This is a genomic window from Metabacillus bambusae, from assembly GCF_017497975.1.
GTDB lineage: Bacteria > Bacillota > Bacilli > Bacillales > Bacillaceae > Metabacillus > Metabacillus bambusae.
This window is the reverse complement of sequence record NZ_JAGDEL010000001.1, coordinates 394,461-412,899: the sequence shown is the minus strand read 5'-3', so window position 1 is coordinate 412,899 and position 18,439 is coordinate 394,461. Positions and strand designations below refer to the sequence as shown.

The window sequence follows — 18,439 nt, the reverse complement described above, 5'->3', positions numbered from 1 at the left end:
ATGAGCTTTTTTAAAAAACTAAAGGATAAAATCACAAAGCAAACAGATTCTGTAACAGAAAAGTTTAAAGAAGGCTTAACGAAAACAAGAGATTCATTTGCTGGTAAAATGAATGATCTTGTTGCAAAATATCGTAAAGTTGATGAGGAGTTTTTTGAGGAGCTTGAAGAGCTATTAATTAGTGCAGATGTCGGTGTAACGACAGTTATGGATCTCATTGACGAATTGAAGATGGAAGTTAAACGTCAAAATATTCAGGATACGAAAGAGGTACAGGCGGTAATTTCCGAAAAGCTTGTAGAAATTTATCAAGGAGATCAAGATGGAGATGATAATGAGCTAAATCTTCAAAAAGATCGCTTAAATGTCGTGCTATTTGTTGGTGTTAATGGTGTTGGTAAAACGACAACAATTGGAAAATTAGCTCACAAGCTTAAAAGTGAAGGGAATTCTGTGCTTTTAGCAGCAGGGGATACGTTTAGAGCGGGTGCAATTGAGCAGTTAGAGGTATGGGGAGAACGAGTTGGTGTAGATGTAATCAAGCAATCTGAAGGTTCAGACCCTGCAGCCGTAATGTATGATGCGGTACAGGCTGCAAAGGCAAGAAAAGTAGATGTCCTTTTATGTGATACAGCTGGAAGGCTGCAAAATAAAGTGAATCTTATGAAGGAACTAGAAAAAGTAAAGCGTGTCATTGAAAAGGAGGTCCCTGGAGCTCCACATGAGGTTTTGCTTGTACTGGATGCAACAACAGGGCAAAATGCAATGACACAAGCAAAGCAATTTTCACAAGCAACAAATGTATCTGGTATCGTGTTAACAAAATTAGACGGTACTGCAAAAGGTGGTATTGTATTAGCTATTAAAGGCGAGCTAGATATACCTGTGAAATTTGTAGGTCTTGGAGAAAAAATGGATGATCTTCAAGAGTTTAATACTGAACAATATGTATATGGTCTTTTCTCTGGAATTATTGAAGAGCAAGAGGAACAATAAAAGATCGATAAAATAGAAAGGGCTAACTTTTACTTTGAGATAATGTGAAAGTTAGCTCCTTTTTATGTTTCCACCGAACTTATAGATAGATTTATTCTTTAAAATCCGTAGTTTCTTCCTGTATTACTTGACAAGGATCGGCTGCGAATGTAGACTAATAACATGTAAAGGTAATTCACTTAACAAAGGGGTGAAACGGCATAATGCTTGAAAAAACGACAAGGCTTAATTATCTGTTTGATTTTTATCAATCATTATTAACTCCTAAACAAAAAAGCTATATGTCGTTATACTATTTAGATGATTTCTCCCTTGGTGAAATTGCGGAAGAATATAATGTTAGTAGACAAGCTGTTTACGATAACATTAAACGTACTGAAGCAATGCTGGAGCAATACGAAGAAAAGCTATTATTATTTCAAAAATTTCAAAAGCGTCAAGAGTTAATGACAAAACTTCGTGAATCCTCTGCTAAGACAGACAGAAATGCGGAAATTGATTCATTGCTAAATGAACTTGAGAAATTAGATTAGGAGGCGGCATTATGGCATTTGAAGGATTGGCCGACCGACTGCAAAATACGATGGCAAAAATTCGCGGAAAAGGGAAGGTTTCTGAAGCTGATGTAAAAGAAATGATGAGAGAGGTTCGCCTCGCTCTTTTAGAAGCCGATGTAAACTTCAAAGTTGTTAAAGACTTTATTAAGCGCGTAAGTGAACGTGCTGTTGGTCAAGAGGTAATGAAAAGCTTAACACCTGGCCAACAGGTTATTAAAGTTGTAAAAGAGGAACTAACTGAATTAATGGGTGGAGAGCAAAGTAAAATTGCTGTTTCCAATCGTCCTCCAACAGTCATTATGATGGTTGGTTTACAAGGTGCTGGTAAAACAACGACAACTGGAAAGCTTGCAAACCTTTTACGTAAAAAGTTCAACCGTAAGCCATTGCTTGTTGCAGCAGATATTTACCGTCCTGCCGCAATTAAACAATTGCAAACATTAGGTAAGCAATTGGACATGCCTGTTTTTTCTATGGGTGATCAAGTTAGTCCTGTTGAAATTGCAACGAAAGCACTTGAACATGCTAAGAATGAACATCATGATTATGTCATCATCGATACAGCAGGTCGATTACACATTGATGAAAATCTCATGGAGGAACTAGAACAGGTAAAATCCATCGCGAAGCCAGATGAAATATTCCTTGTTGTTGATGCAATGACAGGTCAAGATGCAGTAAACGTAGCAAAAAGCTTTAATGAACAGCTTGGATTAACAGGTGTTGTGCTAACAAAGCTTGATGGTGACACACGTGGTGGGGCTGCATTATCGATTCGCTCTGTTACAGATACACCAATTAAGTTTGTCGGTCTTGGTGAGAAGTTGGATGCATTAGAAGCATTTCATCCAGAACGAATGGCATCAAGGATTCTTGGTATGGGGGATGTACTAACCCTTATTGAAAAGGCTCAGACAAATGTTGATGCCGAAAAGGCAAAAGAGCTTGAGCAAAAAATGCGTACGATGTCATTTACGTTTGATGATTTTCTAGAGCAGTTGGGTCAAGTTCGCAACATGGGTCCTCTTGAAGATCTAATTGGTATGCTTCCAGGAGCAAACAAGGTTAAAGGACTCAAAAATCTTCAGGTTGATGAAAAACAGATAAGTCATGTAGAAGCCATAATTAAATCCATGACAAAGGCTGAAAAGATTAACCCTGAAATCATGAATGCTTCACGTAAAAAAAGAATTGCAAAAGGTAGCGGAACATCTGTTCAAGAGATTAACCGTCTATTAAAGCAATTTGAAGATATGAAAAAAATGATGAAGCAAATGACAAGTATGTCAAAAGGTAAGAAAAAAGGGATGAAATTCCCGTTTATGTAAGAAAAGGGATTTTGTTTTTATCCTAAAAGTACTAGTTTTCCGACTTTTTACAAAGGTCGTTCTGTAGGAGCTAGACACAAAAAACTAATATTTTTTAAAGGAAATTTCTTCTGACAAGAAAAAAACCTTTACATCATATAACTTATTTGATAATATACTATCTTGTTGAAATATTTTCGGAGGTGCTTTATAAAATGGCAGTAAAAATTCGTTTAAAACGTATGGGATCAAAAAGATCACCTTTTTATCGTATTGTAGTAGCAGATTCTCGTTCACCACGTGATGGTCGTTACATCGAAGTAGTTGGAACATACAATCCAGTTGTTCAACCAGCAGAAGTTAAAATCAACGAAGAATTAGCAATGAAATGGATGCAAGATGGTGCTAAACCATCTGATACAGTACGTAACTTGTTCTCTAAACAAGGCATTATGGAAAAATTCCATAATGCAAAATTAAGCAAGTAATGAATGCAAATGAGATGAAAGAGTTAATCGAAGCCATTGTTAAACCGCTTGTTGACTCACCAGAGAATGTTGAAATAACAGAACTGGTAACTGAGAACCAAATTACGTATCGCCTTTCTGTTCAAAAAGAAGACATTGGTAAAGTGATTGGTAAACAAGGCCGTATAGCAAAAGCGATTCGAACTGTTGTTTATGCAGCAGGATCTAATTCATCTAAAAGAATTCAACTTGAAATTAATGACTGAAAAAGGGTGAGGATCGATCCTCCCCTTTTTTTGTACATTAGAAAACAATTTTTTTAGTTCTGGTGTCAAGCTCCGAAGCACTGGACGTGCAAGTGCAGTCGTTGCGACAGGAAGTCGCGTTTTTAGACTTCTAGCCGCACATACATAGTAAAACAGGAGTTTGCGCTTTTCTAATAGTATTAAGCTCAGGTAGGGGAGGAATAATAATGGATATACTCCACCAAGTTACTGTGAAACAAATCTTGACTGAAACAAGTAAGCAAGCATTAATTGAGCAGTTTACAAATAAGAAAAAACTACTAGAGCAAGAATGTGATCAATTATATTTTCAATATAAAAAGGTAGAAAAAACAAGCAATCAGCTAGCAACGCAATTTTTAAAAGAGATCGAAAAAAGACGAGAAAAAATAAAACTCGTTGAATTTCAGCTTCAACAAGTAAATACATTACCCCTAGGTAGTGAGCTTAAGGAAAAAGAAGTGGAAGCAATTATTGAAGTAAATGTTGGTGACAATTGGAATGAACTTATGAAAGAAAGAACGATTGTCATAAAAGACGGTATTGTAGATCAAATACGCCTGAGGTGATGAACATGGCCGAAAAATGGTTTAATGTTGGAAAGATCGTAAACACGCATGGAGTTAGAGGTGAGGTTCGTGTTATATCAAAAACGGATTTCGCTGAGGAAAGATATGAGCCTGGCAATAAATTATACATATTTAAAGAAGGCTCCAATGATCCGATAGAGGTTGTTGTGGATAGCCACCGGGTACATAAGAACTTTGACTTACTAACATTTGAAGGAATGCATTCCATTCAAGATGTAGAGCAATTTAAAGGTTCTTTACTAAAAGTAGACGAAAATCAGCTGTCAGAACTAGATGAAGGCGAATACTATTTCCATGAAATCATTGGTTGCCACATGTATACGGATCAAGGAGAAGAAATCGGGAAAATCCATGAGATTTTAGCAACAGGTGCTAATGACGTATGGATAGTGAAACGAAATGGTGGTAAAGACCTCCTCGTTCCTTACATCGATGATATTGTTAAGGAAATTAATATTGAAGAAAAGAAAGTAATCATTACACCAATGGAAGGATTACTAGACTGATGAAAATTGATTTTATGACACTTTTTCCAGAGATGTTTAACGGTGTATTGAATGAATCGATTTTAAAAAAAGCACAGGAAAAAGAAGCTGTTCAGTTTCGGATTATTAATTTTCGTGATTATTCTTCAAATAAACATAATAATGTTGATGATTACCCTTATGGCGGTGGAGCAGGTATGGTTTTGCAGCCACAGCCCATATTTGATGCTGTAGAGGATATTGAAAGGCAAACAGATACAAAACCTAAAGTAATCCTTGTATGCCCTCAAGGAGAGCGTTTTACGCAAGCAAAGGCGGAACAATTAGCAACTGAAGATCATCTCCTTTTTATATGTGGTCATTATGAAGGGTATGATGAAAGGATAAGAGAGCATCTTGTTACAGATGAAATTTCAATTGGAGACTTCGTCTTAACAGGTGGAGAGCTTGCATCCATGGTAATTGCGGATAGTGTAGTTCGTCTTCTTCCAGGAGTATTAGGAAATGAGGATTCACCAGTTTTAGATTCATATAGTTCAGGCCTACTTGAACATCCACATTATACGAGACCTGCAGATTTTAGAGGAATGAAGGTTCCTGAGGTCCTTCTATCAGGTAATCATAAGCGTATTGAGGAATGGCGTGAGCAAGAGTCACTGCGAAGAACATTTACCAGAAGACCAGATCTATTAGAAACATATCCGTTAACAGAGAAGCAAAAATCTTTGATTAAACAATGGGAAAATGAGAAGTAGCTATTGCAGGCATTACGTCTATATGGTATGATAAATCTCGTGACTTGCTGACTAGAAGCTTACTATGTAATCTTTTATTCTGTAGAGTCTTAAAACGATGTTCCGCTGCAATACGAAATGTTGGAATGAGCATCTGTTGGAAGGAGTTGAAAACGATGCAAAAACTAATTGAAGATATCACAAAAGAACAATTAAAAACTGATCTACCTGCATTCCGTCCTGGTGACACAGTACGTGTACACGTAAAAGTTATCGAGGGTACTCGTGAACGTGTTCAGGTGTATGAAGGTGTTGTGATTAAGCGTCGTGGTGGTGGAATTAGTGAAACATTTACAGTACGTAAGATTTCTTACGGTGTAGGTGTTGAGCGTACTTTCCCTGTACACACACCAAAGATCGCGAAGTTAGAAGTTATCCGTCGCGGTAAAGTTCGCCGTGCGAAACTTTATTACCTACGTCAATTACGTGGTAAAGCTGCGCGTATCAAAGAAATTCGATAAGATAGCTTAGCAATGCTAAGTCTCTAATATATGGGTCAGCACTTATTGCTGTCCGTATAGGTGAAAAGGAGCTTGTTTTTATAACAAGCTCCTTTTTCATCTAAGCTCTTTTGTAAAAGATTGTTGCCTTTAAACGACTCCAAGAAATTTCAAGAGAATACCACTAAATAAAAAACGGTAGATTGACTTACCTTGTAATAGGGAATAGTAATAAGTAAAAGTGTTGATAATGATTGCTAGAGTAGGTGAAATAATGACAAAAAAGAAAAACGAACTGTTAGAATGGATTAAGGCTTTGGCGATAGCAGTGCTATTAGCAGCCGTCATACGTTATTTCTTTTTTGCTCCAATAGTAGTTGATGGATATTCCATGATGCCAACCTTACATACACAAGATAGAATGATTGTGAATAAATTTTCATATAAAATCGGTGAACCTAATCGTTTTGATATTGTTGTTTTTCATGCAACGATTGACAAGGATTATATTAAAAGAGTAATCGGATTACCGGGGGATCATGTTGAGTATAAGGATGATACTCTTTATATAAATGGAGAAGCGTTTGACGAACCATACCTTGAAGAATATAAAAATCAACTAATAGATGGACCATTAACAGAACCCTTTGATCTCGAAAGTATCATTGGACAATCAACTGTACCAGAAGGCCATATCTTTGTTATGGGTGATAATAGAAGACAAAGTAAGGATAGCAGGCACATTGGTACAGTTCCGATTGAAGAAGTTATGGGGAAAACCAGTTTGGTATACTGGCCCATCTCAGGTTTTAGAATCGCTGAGTAATGGAAAAAGAAGGTGTTTTTTATGACTATACAATGGTTTCCAGGACATATGGCAAAAGCTAGAAGACAAGTAACAGAAAAGCTTAAATTAATTGATATTGTTTTTGAACTTGTTGATGCTAGAATTCCAATGTCTTCTCGAAATCCTATGATCGATGAAATTGTGTCATCAAAGCCTCGTATTGTATTATTAAATAAGGCAGATAAGGCTGATGATGCCATAACCAAGCAATGGCTGGAGTTTTTCAAAGAAAAAGGTATACCTGCTCTTGCAATCGATGCCCAAACAGGAACTGGATTAAAACAAATTACCGCTTTATCAAAGGTTTTGTTAAAAGAAAAATTTGATAAAATGGCTTCAAAAGGAATAAAACCCCGGGCTATACGTGCGTTAATTATCGGGATTCCAAATGTGGGGAAATCAACATTAATAAATAGGCTGGCAAAGAAAAATATTACCAAAACAGGCGATAGGCCTGGTGTAACAACTGCTCAGCAGTGGGTCAAGGTTGGACAAGAACTTGAGCTCTTGGACACTCCAGGAATTCTCTGGCCAAAATTTGAAGATCAGCTTGTAGGTTTTAAGCTTGCAACAACTGGTGCTATTAAAGATGCAATCCTAAATTTGCAAGAGGTTACAGTTTTTGCATTGAATTTTCTAAAGGAACATTATCCTAAACGGCTAATGGGTCGCTTTCATTTGGATGAGCTACCTGATGAGGTTGTGCCGCTTTTTGATGAAATCGGAAAAAAGCGTGGATGCATTATGCCAGGAGGTTATATTGATTACGATAAAACCTCTGAACTTGTTCTTAGAGAAATCCGTGCTGATAAATTAGGAAGATTATCCTTTGAAACACCAAAACAATTTATTGAACAATAACATATAAAAAGGGCTCGCAATTTTGCGAGTCTTTATTTAATTTAAATTAGACCGATATAATTGGTAGAGGTAAAAGTGTAAGGAGCTAATAACTATGCAATTAACAACGAAGGAAATACAAGAAAAATTATCTGAAATCAAAAGTGATAACGATCCTTTTCTAAAAGAGTGTAAAACTGATTCAAGAAAAGGCGTACAACAGCTTGTGCAGAAATGGCTGAAAAGGTATGAACAAGATAAGATTCTTCAGCAGCAGTTCTATAGCATGCTCAGCTATGAAAGGAGTGCACAAAACAAAGGTTTTCATTTGATAGCAGGTGTTGATGAAGTGGGGAGAGGACCACTTGCTGGACCTGTGGTAACAGCAGCGGTCATCTTAAAGGAAGAGTGTTACATACCTGGATTAAACGATTCTAAGAAGCTATCTGCACCAATGAGAGAGAAATATTTCGATCTTATTAAGGAAAATGCGCAGGCAATTGGGGTTGGTATTGTCCAACCAGAGGTCATTGATCAAATAAATATTTATGAAGCAACAAAATTAGCTATGAAGAATGCGATCAATGAACTAGAAATCCAGCCGAATTTTTTATTACTTGATGCAATGAAATTAGAATTACCAATTTCACAGGAGTCTATTATTAAGGGTGATGCAAAAAGTGTATCAATTGCAGCAAGCTCTGTTATCGCAAAAGTTACTCGTGATCGCATCATGCAGGATATAGCAAAGCAATTCCCTGAATATGGTTTTGATCAACATATGGGATATGGAACAAAGTACCATTTGGAAGCATTGCGAAAATATGGTGTTACAGAACATCATCGTAAAAGCTTTGCACCTGTAAAAGAATTACTATAATCATTTTGACAAGGGAAGGAGCGTAACAATGGAGCGTGCATCTGTCATAGGTAATCTCTTGCAACAAGCTGTCTCTCAACTTACCCAGCCTCAAAGACAGCTGACATTAAAAGAGAATCAAGTCGTATTGGGACATGTACTCAAGCTCTTTCCTGACCAAAAAGCACTAATCCAGGTTGGACACTCAAAACTTGTAGCTCATCTAGATACACCAATTCATGCATTGGAAAAGTATTGGTTCACAGTGAAAGGGTCAGATCAGCTAGGGATAAAACTAAAAATAGTCAAACAAGTTGAGGGGGATAAAAACTCCCAACTAGCTCCTGTGAAAGATCTATTAAGCTTATTTCAGCAACAACATACAAAGAATAATCTGTTGTTAGCAAATGAACTTATAAGACTTAACATTCCAATAACGAAGCAACAGCTTATTACTGCAAATGAAATTATTAAAAATACACCTAAGGCTGAAATACCTGAAACAATAAACACGATAGTCTCAGCTTTAAAAAAGTATTATCCGTTATCAGAAGTAGTTGTTAGATCGATTATTGAATCCCAAAGAAGTGAGCCGTTAGCACAACAAATTGACAAGCTCTTACAAACACTTCAACAAGAAAACGTTCAAACGAAACCGATCAAACTGCTAACAGAATTAATCCAGGGACTAATGCAAGTTTCAAATGGAAATATTGATAATGATTTTCAATTAGTTTCAAAGGATATCGTACTAAATATTCTTTTAGCAACAGAAAAAAACTTAGGTCTCATGGATGAAACTAAATTATGGCACCAGTTAAACAGTGACCGAGAAAAAATGAATGAAACGCTCTCCTTTAAAAATATGTTAATTTCTGCTAGTAAAGAAGTTGCAATTCCGGGGTTGAAAGAGCAAATTGATCAACTCATACATCGTTTAAACGGTCAATCATTACTATATCAAGATAATGGTCCGACCCAACAAATTATGACTCAAATTCCACTCTTCATGCACAATCAGCAGACAGATTTGACGATTCAATGGAATGGGAAAAAACAAGCGGATGGTACGATAGACCCGGCGTTTTGTCGAATCATATTTTATTTACAACTTCCTAGACTGAATGAAACGATGATCGATGTTCAAATCCAAAATCGCGTCATGAATATTATAATCAGAAATAATAGTAAGGCACTAGGAAAACTTGTCACACTTTATAGTAATGAATTAAAAGAACATTTAAGCAATATGGATTATCATGTAACCTCGGTTAAAGTTAAGCCTTTTGAAAAGAAAGCTGAATTTCAAGGAAATTCTATCAAGCAAGTAAATATACAAACTCCCCTATCCTCATACACTGGAGTTGATATTAAAATATGACAAGTAGCAAGGAAATAAAACAAGCAATTGCCTTAAGATATGATAACGAAAAAGAAACTGTGCCAAAAGTTATAGCAAAAGGAAAAGGACTAGTTGCGGAAGAAATAATTAAAGCTGCAAACAAACAAGAAATCCACATACAAGAAGACCCGGCATTGATAGAATTACTAGCTAAACTTGAAATCCATCAGCAAATTCCTGAAGAACTATACGAGGCAGTTGCAGAAATTTTTGCATTTCTTTATAAACTTGACAAAGATATATAAAATTTTCGTGTTGGGGACAGTCCCTCAGTGAGTAAACCCTTTGTTTACCATGAAAATTGTTTGGTGAAAGCTAATCTTATATAGAATTTGGGGAATATCCCCAAATTCTATAAATTCTTCTATCTTAATAAAATAAAAATTAATTTTATTAAAGGAATATATAATTTTGTGTGGAATGGTAGACAAGGTGAAAACTATTATATAAAATGAAAGCGCAGTATATTTTTTCTTGTAAATAGGTTAGGAGGATGGCAAATGAATATCCATGAGTACCAAGGGAAAGAACTCCTTCGTAAATACGGGGTTTCTGTACCAAATGGACGAGTGGCTTTTTCTGTGGATGAAGCAGTTGAAGCTGCAAAAGAACTTGGAACAGATGTAGTGGTAGTTAAAGCTCAAATCCATGCAGGTGGACGCGGTAAAGCTGGCGGGGTAAAAGTTGCTAAAAACCTTGATGAAGCTCGTACATATGCTGAAGAAATTCTTGGAAAAACATTAGTAACACACCAAACAGGTCCTGAAGGTAAAGAGGTTAAACGCCTACTTATTGAAGAAGGCTGTGATATTAAGAAGGAATATTACGTAGGTCTTGTATTAGACCGTGCTACATCACGTGTTGTTCTTATGGCTTCTGAAGAAGGCGGAACAGAGATTGAGGAAGTAGCAGAGAAAACTCCTGAAAAAATCTTTAAAGAAGTGATTGATCCTGCTGTAGGATTACAAGGCTATCAAGCTAGAAGAATCGCTTTTAACATTAACATTAAGAAAGAATTAGTTGGACAAGCTGTGAAATTCATGATGGGCTTATACCAAGCATTTGTTGAAAAGGATTGCTCAATTGCAGAAATTAATCCATTAGTTGTTACTGGTAATGGAAAAGTTATGGCACTTGATGCGAAATTAAACTTTGATTCAAATGCACTATATCGCCATAAAGATATCGTAGAATATCGTGATCTTGAAGAAGAAGATGCAAAAGAAATTGAAGCTTCTAAATATGACTTAAGCTATATTTCTTTAGACGGTAACATTGGCTGTATGGTAAATGGTGCTGGTCTTGCAATGTCTACTATGGATATTATTAAGTTTTATGGCGGAGATCCGGCTAACTTCCTTGATGTTGGGGGCGGTGCAACTGCAGAAAAAGTAACAGAAGCATTTAAAATTATTCTATCAGATGAAAATGTTAAAGGTATTTTCGTTAACATCTTTGGTGGAATTATGAAATGTGATGTTATTGCAGAAGGTGTTGTAGAGGCAACAAAACAAGTAGGCTTAGAGATTCCACTTGTTGTACGTCTAGAAGGTACAAATGTAGATTTAGGAAAGAAAATTTTAAATGAGTCTGGTTTAAATATTACTTCTGCAGAATCTATGGCTGACGGCGCACAAAAAATCGTTTCATTAGTAGGGTAAGAAAGGCAGGGGACAATCATGAGTGTATTTATTAATAAAGATACGAAAGTTATCGTACAAGGTATCACTGGTTCAACAGCACTTTTCCATACAAAGCAAATGCTAGAATATGGTACAAATATTGTTGGTGGTGTAACACCTGGTAAAGGTGGTACTGAGGTAGAAGGTGTACCAGTTTTCAATACAGTTCAAGAGGCTGTTCAAACAACTGGTGCTAATGCATCTGTAATTTATGTGCCTGCTCCTTTCGCTGCTGATGCAATTATGGAAGGTGTAGATGCAGAATTAGATTTAGTTATCTGTATTACAGAGCATATTCCAGTATTAGATATGGTTAAGGTTAAACGTTATATGGAAGGCAAGAATACTCGCCTAGTAGGACCTAACTGCCCAGGTGTTATTACACCAGAAGAATGTAAAATTGGTATTATGCCAGGTTATATTCACAAAAAAGGTCATGTTGGTGTAGTATCTCGATCAGGAACGCTTACATATGAAGCGGTTCATCAATTATCACAAGCTGGAATTGGGCAATCTACTGCTGTAGGTATTGGTGGAGATCCAGTTAATGGGACAAACTTTATTGATGTTCTTAAAGCTTTCAACGAAGATGAGGATACATATGCTGTCATCATGATCGGTGAAATCGGTGGTACTGCTGAAGAGGAAGCTGCAGAATGGGTTAAAGCAAATATGACTAAACCAGTTGTTGGCTTTATCGGTGGTCAAACTGCACCTCCAGGAAAGCGTATGGGCCATGCTGGTGCAATTATTTCAGGTGGTAAAGGTACTGCCGAAGAAAAAATTAAAACAATGAACGAATGCGGTATTAAAGTGGCTGAAACACCATCTGTTATGGGGGAAACACTTATTTCAGTACTTGAAGAGCAGGGTTTATTAGAGAAATGTAAAACACATTAATTATATATCATAGAAGGGACAGGTTTTTGCCTGTTCCTTTTCAGCGTATTTAAAATTTTATAATTTGCTAGTTAAGAAAAGTAATAGTAGGAGGGGAACATGGACATTGTTACTAAAAGATTATTTCTATTATCACATTGTAAAGGTGTAAGTAATCAACTTCTCTATAAACTCTATAAAATTGACCCAACTTTAAATATTTTTTACTCGCTTAATGATGATGAATGGAACTTTTATTTTAATGTGAAGAAAGATAAGGTTCAAGCAATCAAGAAAGAATATAATTTAATAGATTTTGACACACTTTATGAAAAATACATTGAGCACAATATATCTTTTGTTTCTATATATGATGAAAAATATCCGTATTTATTGAAAGAAATTACCGACCCACCGCCTATAATGTATTATAAGGGGGATATTAGCTTAGCACAGCGTCGCCATTTAATAAGTGTAGTTGGTACGAGGTATCCAACTGATTACGGTAAAAAAGCTCTGGAGCACCTTTTAAAGCCGCTTATTTTAGCTAATAGGGTAATTGTAAGTGGAATGGCTAAAGGAATTGATACATTAGGTCATGAAACAGCCATAAATAATGGTGGGAAGACGATTGCGGTTATTGCAGGTGGTTTATTTCATATCTATCCAAAACAAAATATACCATTAGCCAATATACTTATGAAATCACATCTTATCCTCTCAGAACACCCCCCATTTACACCACCTCAAAAATGGCATTTTCCAATGAGAAACCGAATAATAAGTGGGTTATCAGAAGGGACAATTATTATTCAGGCAAAAAATAGAAGTGGATCATTAATTACAGCATACCAAGCTCTTGAGCAAAATCGAGAGGTATTTGCTGTACCTGGTTCCATATTTGATGAATGTAGTTCTGGTACAAATGAACTAATACAAAGTGGGGCAAAATTGGTTCAAAATGCATCACATATTATCGAGGAATTTCCAATCAGTTCTGAACGTTTTTGATTCAAAAGTTGCAGTATTAATTAAATAACTATGTACAAAATTTACAATATTAGTGAAAATATTCATGTTCTTTCTTATTAAATTGGTATATGATAAGGTTAATTTCTTTATTAGTGTTTGACAAATAGCATGGGAATATTTAATAATAGTGGAGATTTATATAGTGAAACTTCGGTCTCATGGGGGTTTTCCAATAGCAGTAAATGGATAGATGGACATAACAGAATTTTATTAGTAGCATTCTTTATAGATTCTGATGATTACTCTTATATTTGAGTAAGTGCCAAACTAACGATAATAATCAAAAATGAATAAGAAGGTCTCTTCTTTCTAAATGTGACCTAAGCGAAACATTCACATTCAAATAATCTTTCAATAAATTTGGCTTTGTTAAAGCTCACTGTTGAATTTGGCACTTTGTTGATTGGAGCGGAAATCAACAATCAAGTTAACAGAGTCATAAATTAATGAAAATAAAAGAAATATTAAAGAGAGAATACCTCTTAAGGAGGACAAAATGCATGTCGGACTATTTAGTCATTGTTGAATCACCTGCAAAAGCCAAAACAATTGAACGTTATTTAGGGAAAAAATATAAAGTAAAAGCGTCAATGGGACATGTACGGGATCTACCTAAAAGTCAAATTGGTGTAGATGTTGAACATAACTTTGAACCAAAGTATATTACAATTAGAGGTAAGGGTTCTGTTTTAAAGGAATTAAAGACTGCTGCTAAAAAGGCAAAAAAAGTTTACCTCGCAGCTGACCCGGATCGCGAAGGGGAAGCGATTGCATGGCATTTGGCGCATAGCCTTGATGTTGATATACACTCTGACTGTCGCGTAGTATTTAATGAAATTACGAAGGATGCAATACAGGAGTCATTTAAACATCCTCGTTCAATTAACATGGATCTTGTCGACGCACAACAGGCAAGACGTGTCCTAGACAGACTTGTTGGCTATAAGATTAGCCCAATCCTGTGGAAAAAAGTAAAAAAAGGCCTAAGTGCTGGACGAGTACAGTCTGTCGCTCTTCGATTAATCATTGATCGTGAAAAAGAAATCAAAGAGTTTATCCCAGAAGAGTACTGGTCAATTGATGGTCAGTTTTTAAAGGGTCAAAAAGAATTTGATGCAGCTTTTTATGGTGTTAATGGAAAGAAAAAAGAATTATCATCAGATGCTGATGTTAAAGCAGTATTACAGAATATTGAAGGAAACAAATTTACTGTCGATAAAGTGACAAAAAAAGAACGAAAAAGAAACCCAGCAGTACCTTTTATCACCTCTACTTTACAACAGGAGGCTGCACGTAAATTAAACTTTAGAGCAAAGAAAACAATGATGATTGCTCAGCAGCTGTACGAAGGTATTGATTTAGGTAAGGATGGTACTGTTGGATTAATCACTTATATGAGAACTGATTCAACAAGAATATCTGAAACTGCTCAGCTAGAGGCAGCCCAATATATAGAAAGTAAGTACGGTAAAGAATTTCTTGGTACACAAACAAAAACAGCTAAGAAAAATTCGAATGCTCAAGATGCTCATGAAGCGATTCGTCCAACATCAACGTTACGTGATCCTGCATCACTTAAAGAGTTTTTGAGCAGAGATCAACTAAGGTTATATAAGCTTATTTGGGAACGATTTGTTTCAAGCCAAATGGCATCAGCTATTTTAGATACAATGAGTGTTGATTTAACAAATAATGGTGTAATGTTCAGAGCCACTGGGTCTAAAATTAAGTTTCCTGGATTTATGAAAGTATATGTCGAAGGAAATGATGATCAAATCGAAGAAAAAGATCGATTACTGCCTGACTTAAAAGAGGGAGATGAAGTCTTTTCTAAAGATGTTGAACCGGCACAGCATTTTACTCAACCACCTCCACGTTATACAGAGGCACGCTTAGTAAAAACATTAGAAGAATTAGGGATTGGTCGTCCTTCAACATATGCTCCAACACTAGACACAATTCAAAAGCGTGGCTATGTAGGACTTGATAATAAACGCTTTATTCCAACAGAGCTTGGTGAAATTGTTCTTGAGCTTATCAGGGAATTTTTTCCAGAAATCATTAATGTCGAGTTCACTGCCAATATGGAAAATAGTCTAGATGAAGTAGAAGATGGAAATATACAGTGGATCAAAATAATTGATGATTTTTATAAAGATTTTTCTCCAAGATTAGAAAAAGCAGAAAATGAAATGGAAAAAATCGAAATTAAAGATGAACCTGCTGGGGTAGATTGCGAAGAGTGTGGTCATCATATGGTTTATAAAATGGGTAGATTTGGAAAGTTTATGGCTTGTTCAAATTTTCCTGATTGCCGTAATACTAAACCGATTGTAAAGGAAATAGGTGTTAAATGCCCGAATTGTGAAGAGGGTACAATAGTAGAACGGAAATCGAAAAAACGGAGAATTTTTTACGGCTGTAATCAATATCCAGAATGTGAATTCCTATCGTGGGATAAACCAATTGCAAGAAGTTGTCCTAAATGTAACAATATGCTTGTTGAGAAGAAGCTGAAAAAGGGCATCCAAGTACAATGTATGGAATGTGATTATAAAGAAGAACAGCAAAAGTAGGTGAGCAGCTTTTAAGCTCACCTCTTTATAATTATGAAAAAGAATTTTTAGCTTGAGAGCTTTATGTGGAATTTCTTATTTGATGGAGGGTAATACAATAATGAACCAAGATGTAGTAGTAAATGTAATAGGTGCAGGCTTAGCAGGTAGTGAGGCTGCTTGGCAGTTAGCAAAAAGAGGTATTCAAGTTCGTCTATTTGAAATGAGACCAGTTAAACAAACTCCAGCACATCATACAGACAAGTTTGCAGAATTAGTATGTAGTAACTCATTAAGAGCTAACACGTTAACAAATGCTGTTGGGGTATTAAAAGAAGAAATGAGAATTCTTGACTCAGTTATTATAAAAGCAGCTGATGAATGTGCTGTTCCTGCAGGAGGGGCTTTAGCGGTAGATCGACATGAGTTTGCTGCTAAAGTAACGGAGCTAGTTAAAGGACATCCAAATGTTACCGTTGTAACTGAAGAAGTTGGAGAAATTCTTAGCGGTCCAACAATTATTGCAACAGGTCCACTTACTTCAAAAAATCTTTCAGATCAACTTAAATCACTAACTGGTGAGGAATACTTATATTTCTATGATGCAGCTGCACCAATTATTGAAAAAGAAAGCATTGATATGGAGAAAGTATATTTAAAATCCCGATACGATAAAGGGGAAGCAGCTTATTTAAATTGCCCGATGACAGAGGAAGAATTCGATCGTTTTTATGAGGCTTTAATCTCTGCAGAAACAGTTCCATTAAAAGAGTTTGAAAAAGAAATCTTCTTTGAAGGATGTATGCCAATCGAAGTAATGGCTAAAAGGGGCAGAAAAACTATGTTATTCGGTCCGTTAAAGCCGGTTGGTTTAGAAGATCCAAAAACAGGGAAAAGACCATTTGCTGTTATTCAACTCCGTCAAGATGATGCAGCTGGTACATTATATAATATAGTAGGTTTTCAGACACACCTTAAGTGGGGACCGCAAAAAGAAGTACTTTCTTTAATTCCGGGTCTAGAAAATGCAGAAATTGTTCGTTACGGTGTTATGCATCGAAATACGTTCATCAACTCACCAAGACTTTTAAAAGCAACTTACCAATATAAAGATCGTGAAGATTTATTTTTCGCAGGACAAATGACAGGTGTTGAAGGATATGTTGAATCTGCTGCATCAGGGTTAGTAGCTGGTTTAAATGCTGCCCACTTTGTTTTAGGTAAAGACTTAGTTGAATTTCCAAATGAAACAGCGATTGGTAGTATGGCGAAATATATTACAACTACGAATGCTGATAATTTTCAACCAATGAATGCAAACTTTGGCATTTTTGCAGAATTACCAGTACGTATCAAAAGTAAAAAAGAGCGAAATGAAATGCATGCAAATCGTGCATTAGAAACAATTCAAAAAATTTCGAAAAATTTATAGAAATAATTTGCAAGGGCTACTAAAGTTGTGATAACATTTAGTAGCCCTTGTGAGGTGTTATGATGGAAAATGTTAAGAATTATTTAAATTTCTTCATAGAATATTTACAAATTGAGAAAAACTATTCACAATATACAGTTGTGAATTATGCCACTGATATAGAGGATTTTTTTTCCTTTATGAAAGAACAAGCGATCCTACATCTAGAAGAAATTACATATAATGATACACGTTTATTTTTAACGCAGTTACATAATAGAAAGTATTCTAGAAAAACAATTTCAAGAAAAGTATCTTCCTTAAGAAGCTTTTTTAAGTTTCTTGTTAGAGAAGAAAAACTTAGTGAAAATCCTTTTTCGTTAGTGTCATTACCGAAACGAGAACAGAAAATCCCCCAATTTCTTTATGAAGAAGAAATTGAAAAACTGTTTTCAATCTCAGATTGTACCACTCCATTAGGGCAAAGAAACCAGGCACTAATAGAAGTTCTTTATGGAACTGGGATTCGTGTAAGTGAGTGTTGTAATATACGGTTAACAGATATTGACTTTTATATCGGAACCGTACTTGTTCATGGGAAGGGTGGCAAGCAAAGATACGTTCCATTTGGCAGCTATGCCCAGGATTCGATTGAACACTATTTAAGCCAAGGAAGAAAATCATTAGTAAGTAGATTAAAAGAACCTGATCAACACTCATATTTATTTGTCAATCATCGAGGTAGCCCTTTGACAGATCGTGGTGTAAGACACATATTAAATGAATTGATAAAAAAAGCATCCTCGACACTTCATATACACCCTCATATGTTTAGACATACATTTGCCACACATATGCTAAATGAAGGTGCTGATATGAGGAGTGTTCAAGAGTTGTTAGGACATGCACATTTGTCTTCAACTCAAGTGTACACCCACGTTACGAAAGAGCATTTAAAGAGGATTTATATGTCACATCATCCACGAGCTTAAAAGCCAGATTATAGGAGGTA

At 35.8% G+C, this 18,439-nt stretch carries 20 protein-coding genes; all 20 read left to right on the top strand.

Going from position 1 to position 18,439, the window contains the following annotated elements; translation table 11 throughout:
• The 20 genes from ftsY to xerC all read left to right on the top strand — a co-directional run bounded on the left by ftsY (position 1) and on the right by xerC (position 18,419).
• Positions 1-996, top strand: coding sequence for a signal recognition particle-docking protein FtsY (gene ftsY / locus I7822_RS01895; RefSeq protein WP_207975083.1), 996 nt, complete (start codon positions 1-3; stop codon positions 994-996).
• Positions 997-1,196: 200 nt separating this feature from the next.
• Entirely contained in the window at positions 1,197-1,529 is a 333-nt protein-coding gene (locus I7822_RS01890) for a putative DNA-binding protein (protein ID WP_207975235.1), read from the top strand.
• A gap of 11 nt (positions 1,530-1,540) precedes the next feature.
• A complete protein-coding gene (gene ffh, locus I7822_RS01885) occupies positions 1,541-2,881 on the top strand; it encodes a signal recognition particle protein (protein ID WP_066337823.1) in 1,341 nt (446 codons plus the stop codon).
• Between the two features lie 194 nt (positions 2,882-3,075).
• Positions 3,076-3,348 (top strand): 30S ribosomal protein S16, encoded by a 273-nt coding sequence (gene rpsP / locus I7822_RS01880; protein WP_066337822.1) that lies wholly within the window; start codon positions 3,076-3,078, stop codon positions 3,346-3,348.
• Positions 3,349-3,362: 14 nt separating this feature from the next.
• Positions 3,363-3,593, top strand: coding sequence for a KH domain-containing protein (locus tag I7822_RS01875; protein WP_207975082.1), 231 nt, complete (start codon positions 3,363-3,365; stop codon positions 3,591-3,593).
• 206 nt (positions 3,594-3,799) lie between these two features.
• Positions 3,800-4,180 carry a YlqD family protein gene (locus I7822_RS01870; protein WP_207975081.1) on the top strand — a complete coding sequence of 127 codons (381 nt, stop codon included), beginning with the start codon at positions 3,800-3,802 and terminating at the stop codon, positions 4,178-4,180.
• A gap of 5 nt (positions 4,181-4,185) precedes the next feature.
• Positions 4,186-4,707, top strand: a complete 522-nt coding sequence (gene rimM, locus I7822_RS01865; protein ID WP_279381900.1) for a ribosome maturation factor RimM — start codon at positions 4,186-4,188, stop codon at positions 4,705-4,707.
• Complete coding sequence (gene trmD, locus I7822_RS01860) at positions 4,707-5,441, top strand: tRNA (guanosine(37)-N1)-methyltransferase TrmD (RefSeq protein WP_207975079.1); 735 nt, start codon at positions 4,707-4,709, stop codon at positions 5,439-5,441. Before rimM ends, trmD begins: the two co-directional genes overlap by 1 nt.
• A 155-nt stretch (positions 5,442-5,596) precedes the next feature.
• Entirely contained in the window at positions 5,597-5,941 is a 345-nt protein-coding gene (gene rplS, locus I7822_RS01855) for a 50S ribosomal protein L19 (protein ID WP_066337810.1), read from the top strand.
• Positions 5,942-6,194: 253 nt separating this feature from the next.
• The gene (lepB, locus tag I7822_RS01850) at positions 6,195-6,746 is read left to right on the top strand and encodes a signal peptidase I (RefSeq protein WP_207975078.1); all 552 of its coding nucleotides are present in this window, start codon (positions 6,195-6,197) and stop codon (positions 6,744-6,746) included.
• A gap of 21 nt (positions 6,747-6,767) precedes the next feature.
• Positions 6,768-7,628, top strand: coding sequence for a ribosome biogenesis GTPase YlqF (gene ylqF, locus I7822_RS01845; RefSeq protein WP_207975077.1), 861 nt, complete (start codon positions 6,768-6,770; stop codon positions 7,626-7,628).
• A 94-nt stretch (positions 7,629-7,722) separates the two neighbouring features.
• Complete coding sequence (gene rnhB / locus I7822_RS01840; protein ID WP_207975076.1) at positions 7,723-8,487, top strand: ribonuclease HII; 765 nt, start codon at positions 7,723-7,725, stop codon at positions 8,485-8,487.
• A gap of 28 nt (positions 8,488-8,515) precedes the next feature.
• Positions 8,516-9,847, top strand: coding sequence for a hypothetical protein (locus tag I7822_RS01835; protein ID WP_207975075.1), 1,332 nt, complete (start codon positions 8,516-8,518; stop codon positions 9,845-9,847).
• A complete protein-coding gene (locus tag I7822_RS01830) occupies positions 9,844-10,113 on the top strand; it encodes an EscU/YscU/HrcU family type III secretion system export apparatus switch protein (RefSeq protein WP_207975074.1) in 270 nt (89 codons plus the stop codon). Before I7822_RS01835 ends, I7822_RS01830 begins: the two co-directional genes overlap by 4 nt.
• Positions 10,114-10,368: 255 nt before the next feature.
• Positions 10,369-11,529, top strand: coding sequence for an ADP-forming succinate--CoA ligase subunit beta (sucC, locus tag I7822_RS01825; RefSeq protein WP_207975073.1), 1,161 nt, complete (start codon positions 10,369-10,371; stop codon positions 11,527-11,529).
• An 18-nt stretch (positions 11,530-11,547) separates the two neighbouring features.
• A complete protein-coding gene (sucD, locus tag I7822_RS01820) occupies positions 11,548-12,450 on the top strand; it encodes a succinate--CoA ligase subunit alpha (RefSeq protein ID WP_207975072.1) in 903 nt (300 codons plus the stop codon).
• A gap of 99 nt (positions 12,451-12,549) precedes the next feature.
• Positions 12,550-13,440: a DNA-processing protein DprA gene (dprA, locus tag I7822_RS01815; protein ID WP_207975071.1), complete on the top strand. Its 891-nt coding sequence runs from the start codon at positions 12,550-12,552 to the stop codon at positions 13,438-13,440.
• 521 nt (positions 13,441-13,961) lie between these two features.
• A complete protein-coding gene (gene topA, locus I7822_RS01810; protein WP_207975070.1) occupies positions 13,962-16,037 on the top strand; it encodes a type I DNA topoisomerase in 2,076 nt (691 codons plus the stop codon).
• Positions 16,038-16,137: 100 nt separating this feature from the next.
• Positions 16,138-17,448 carry an FADH(2)-oxidizing methylenetetrahydrofolate--tRNA-(uracil(54)-C(5))-methyltransferase TrmFO gene (trmFO, locus tag I7822_RS01805; protein ID WP_207975069.1) on the top strand — a complete coding sequence of 437 codons (1,311 nt, stop codon included), beginning with the start codon at positions 16,138-16,140 and terminating at the stop codon, positions 17,446-17,448.
• A 62-nt stretch (positions 17,449-17,510) separates the two neighbouring features.
• Positions 17,511-18,419 carry a tyrosine recombinase XerC gene (gene xerC, locus I7822_RS01800; RefSeq protein WP_207975234.1) on the top strand — a complete coding sequence of 303 codons (909 nt, stop codon included), beginning with the start codon at positions 17,511-17,513 and terminating at the stop codon, positions 18,417-18,419.
• Positions 18,420-18,439: the final 20 nt, after the last annotated feature.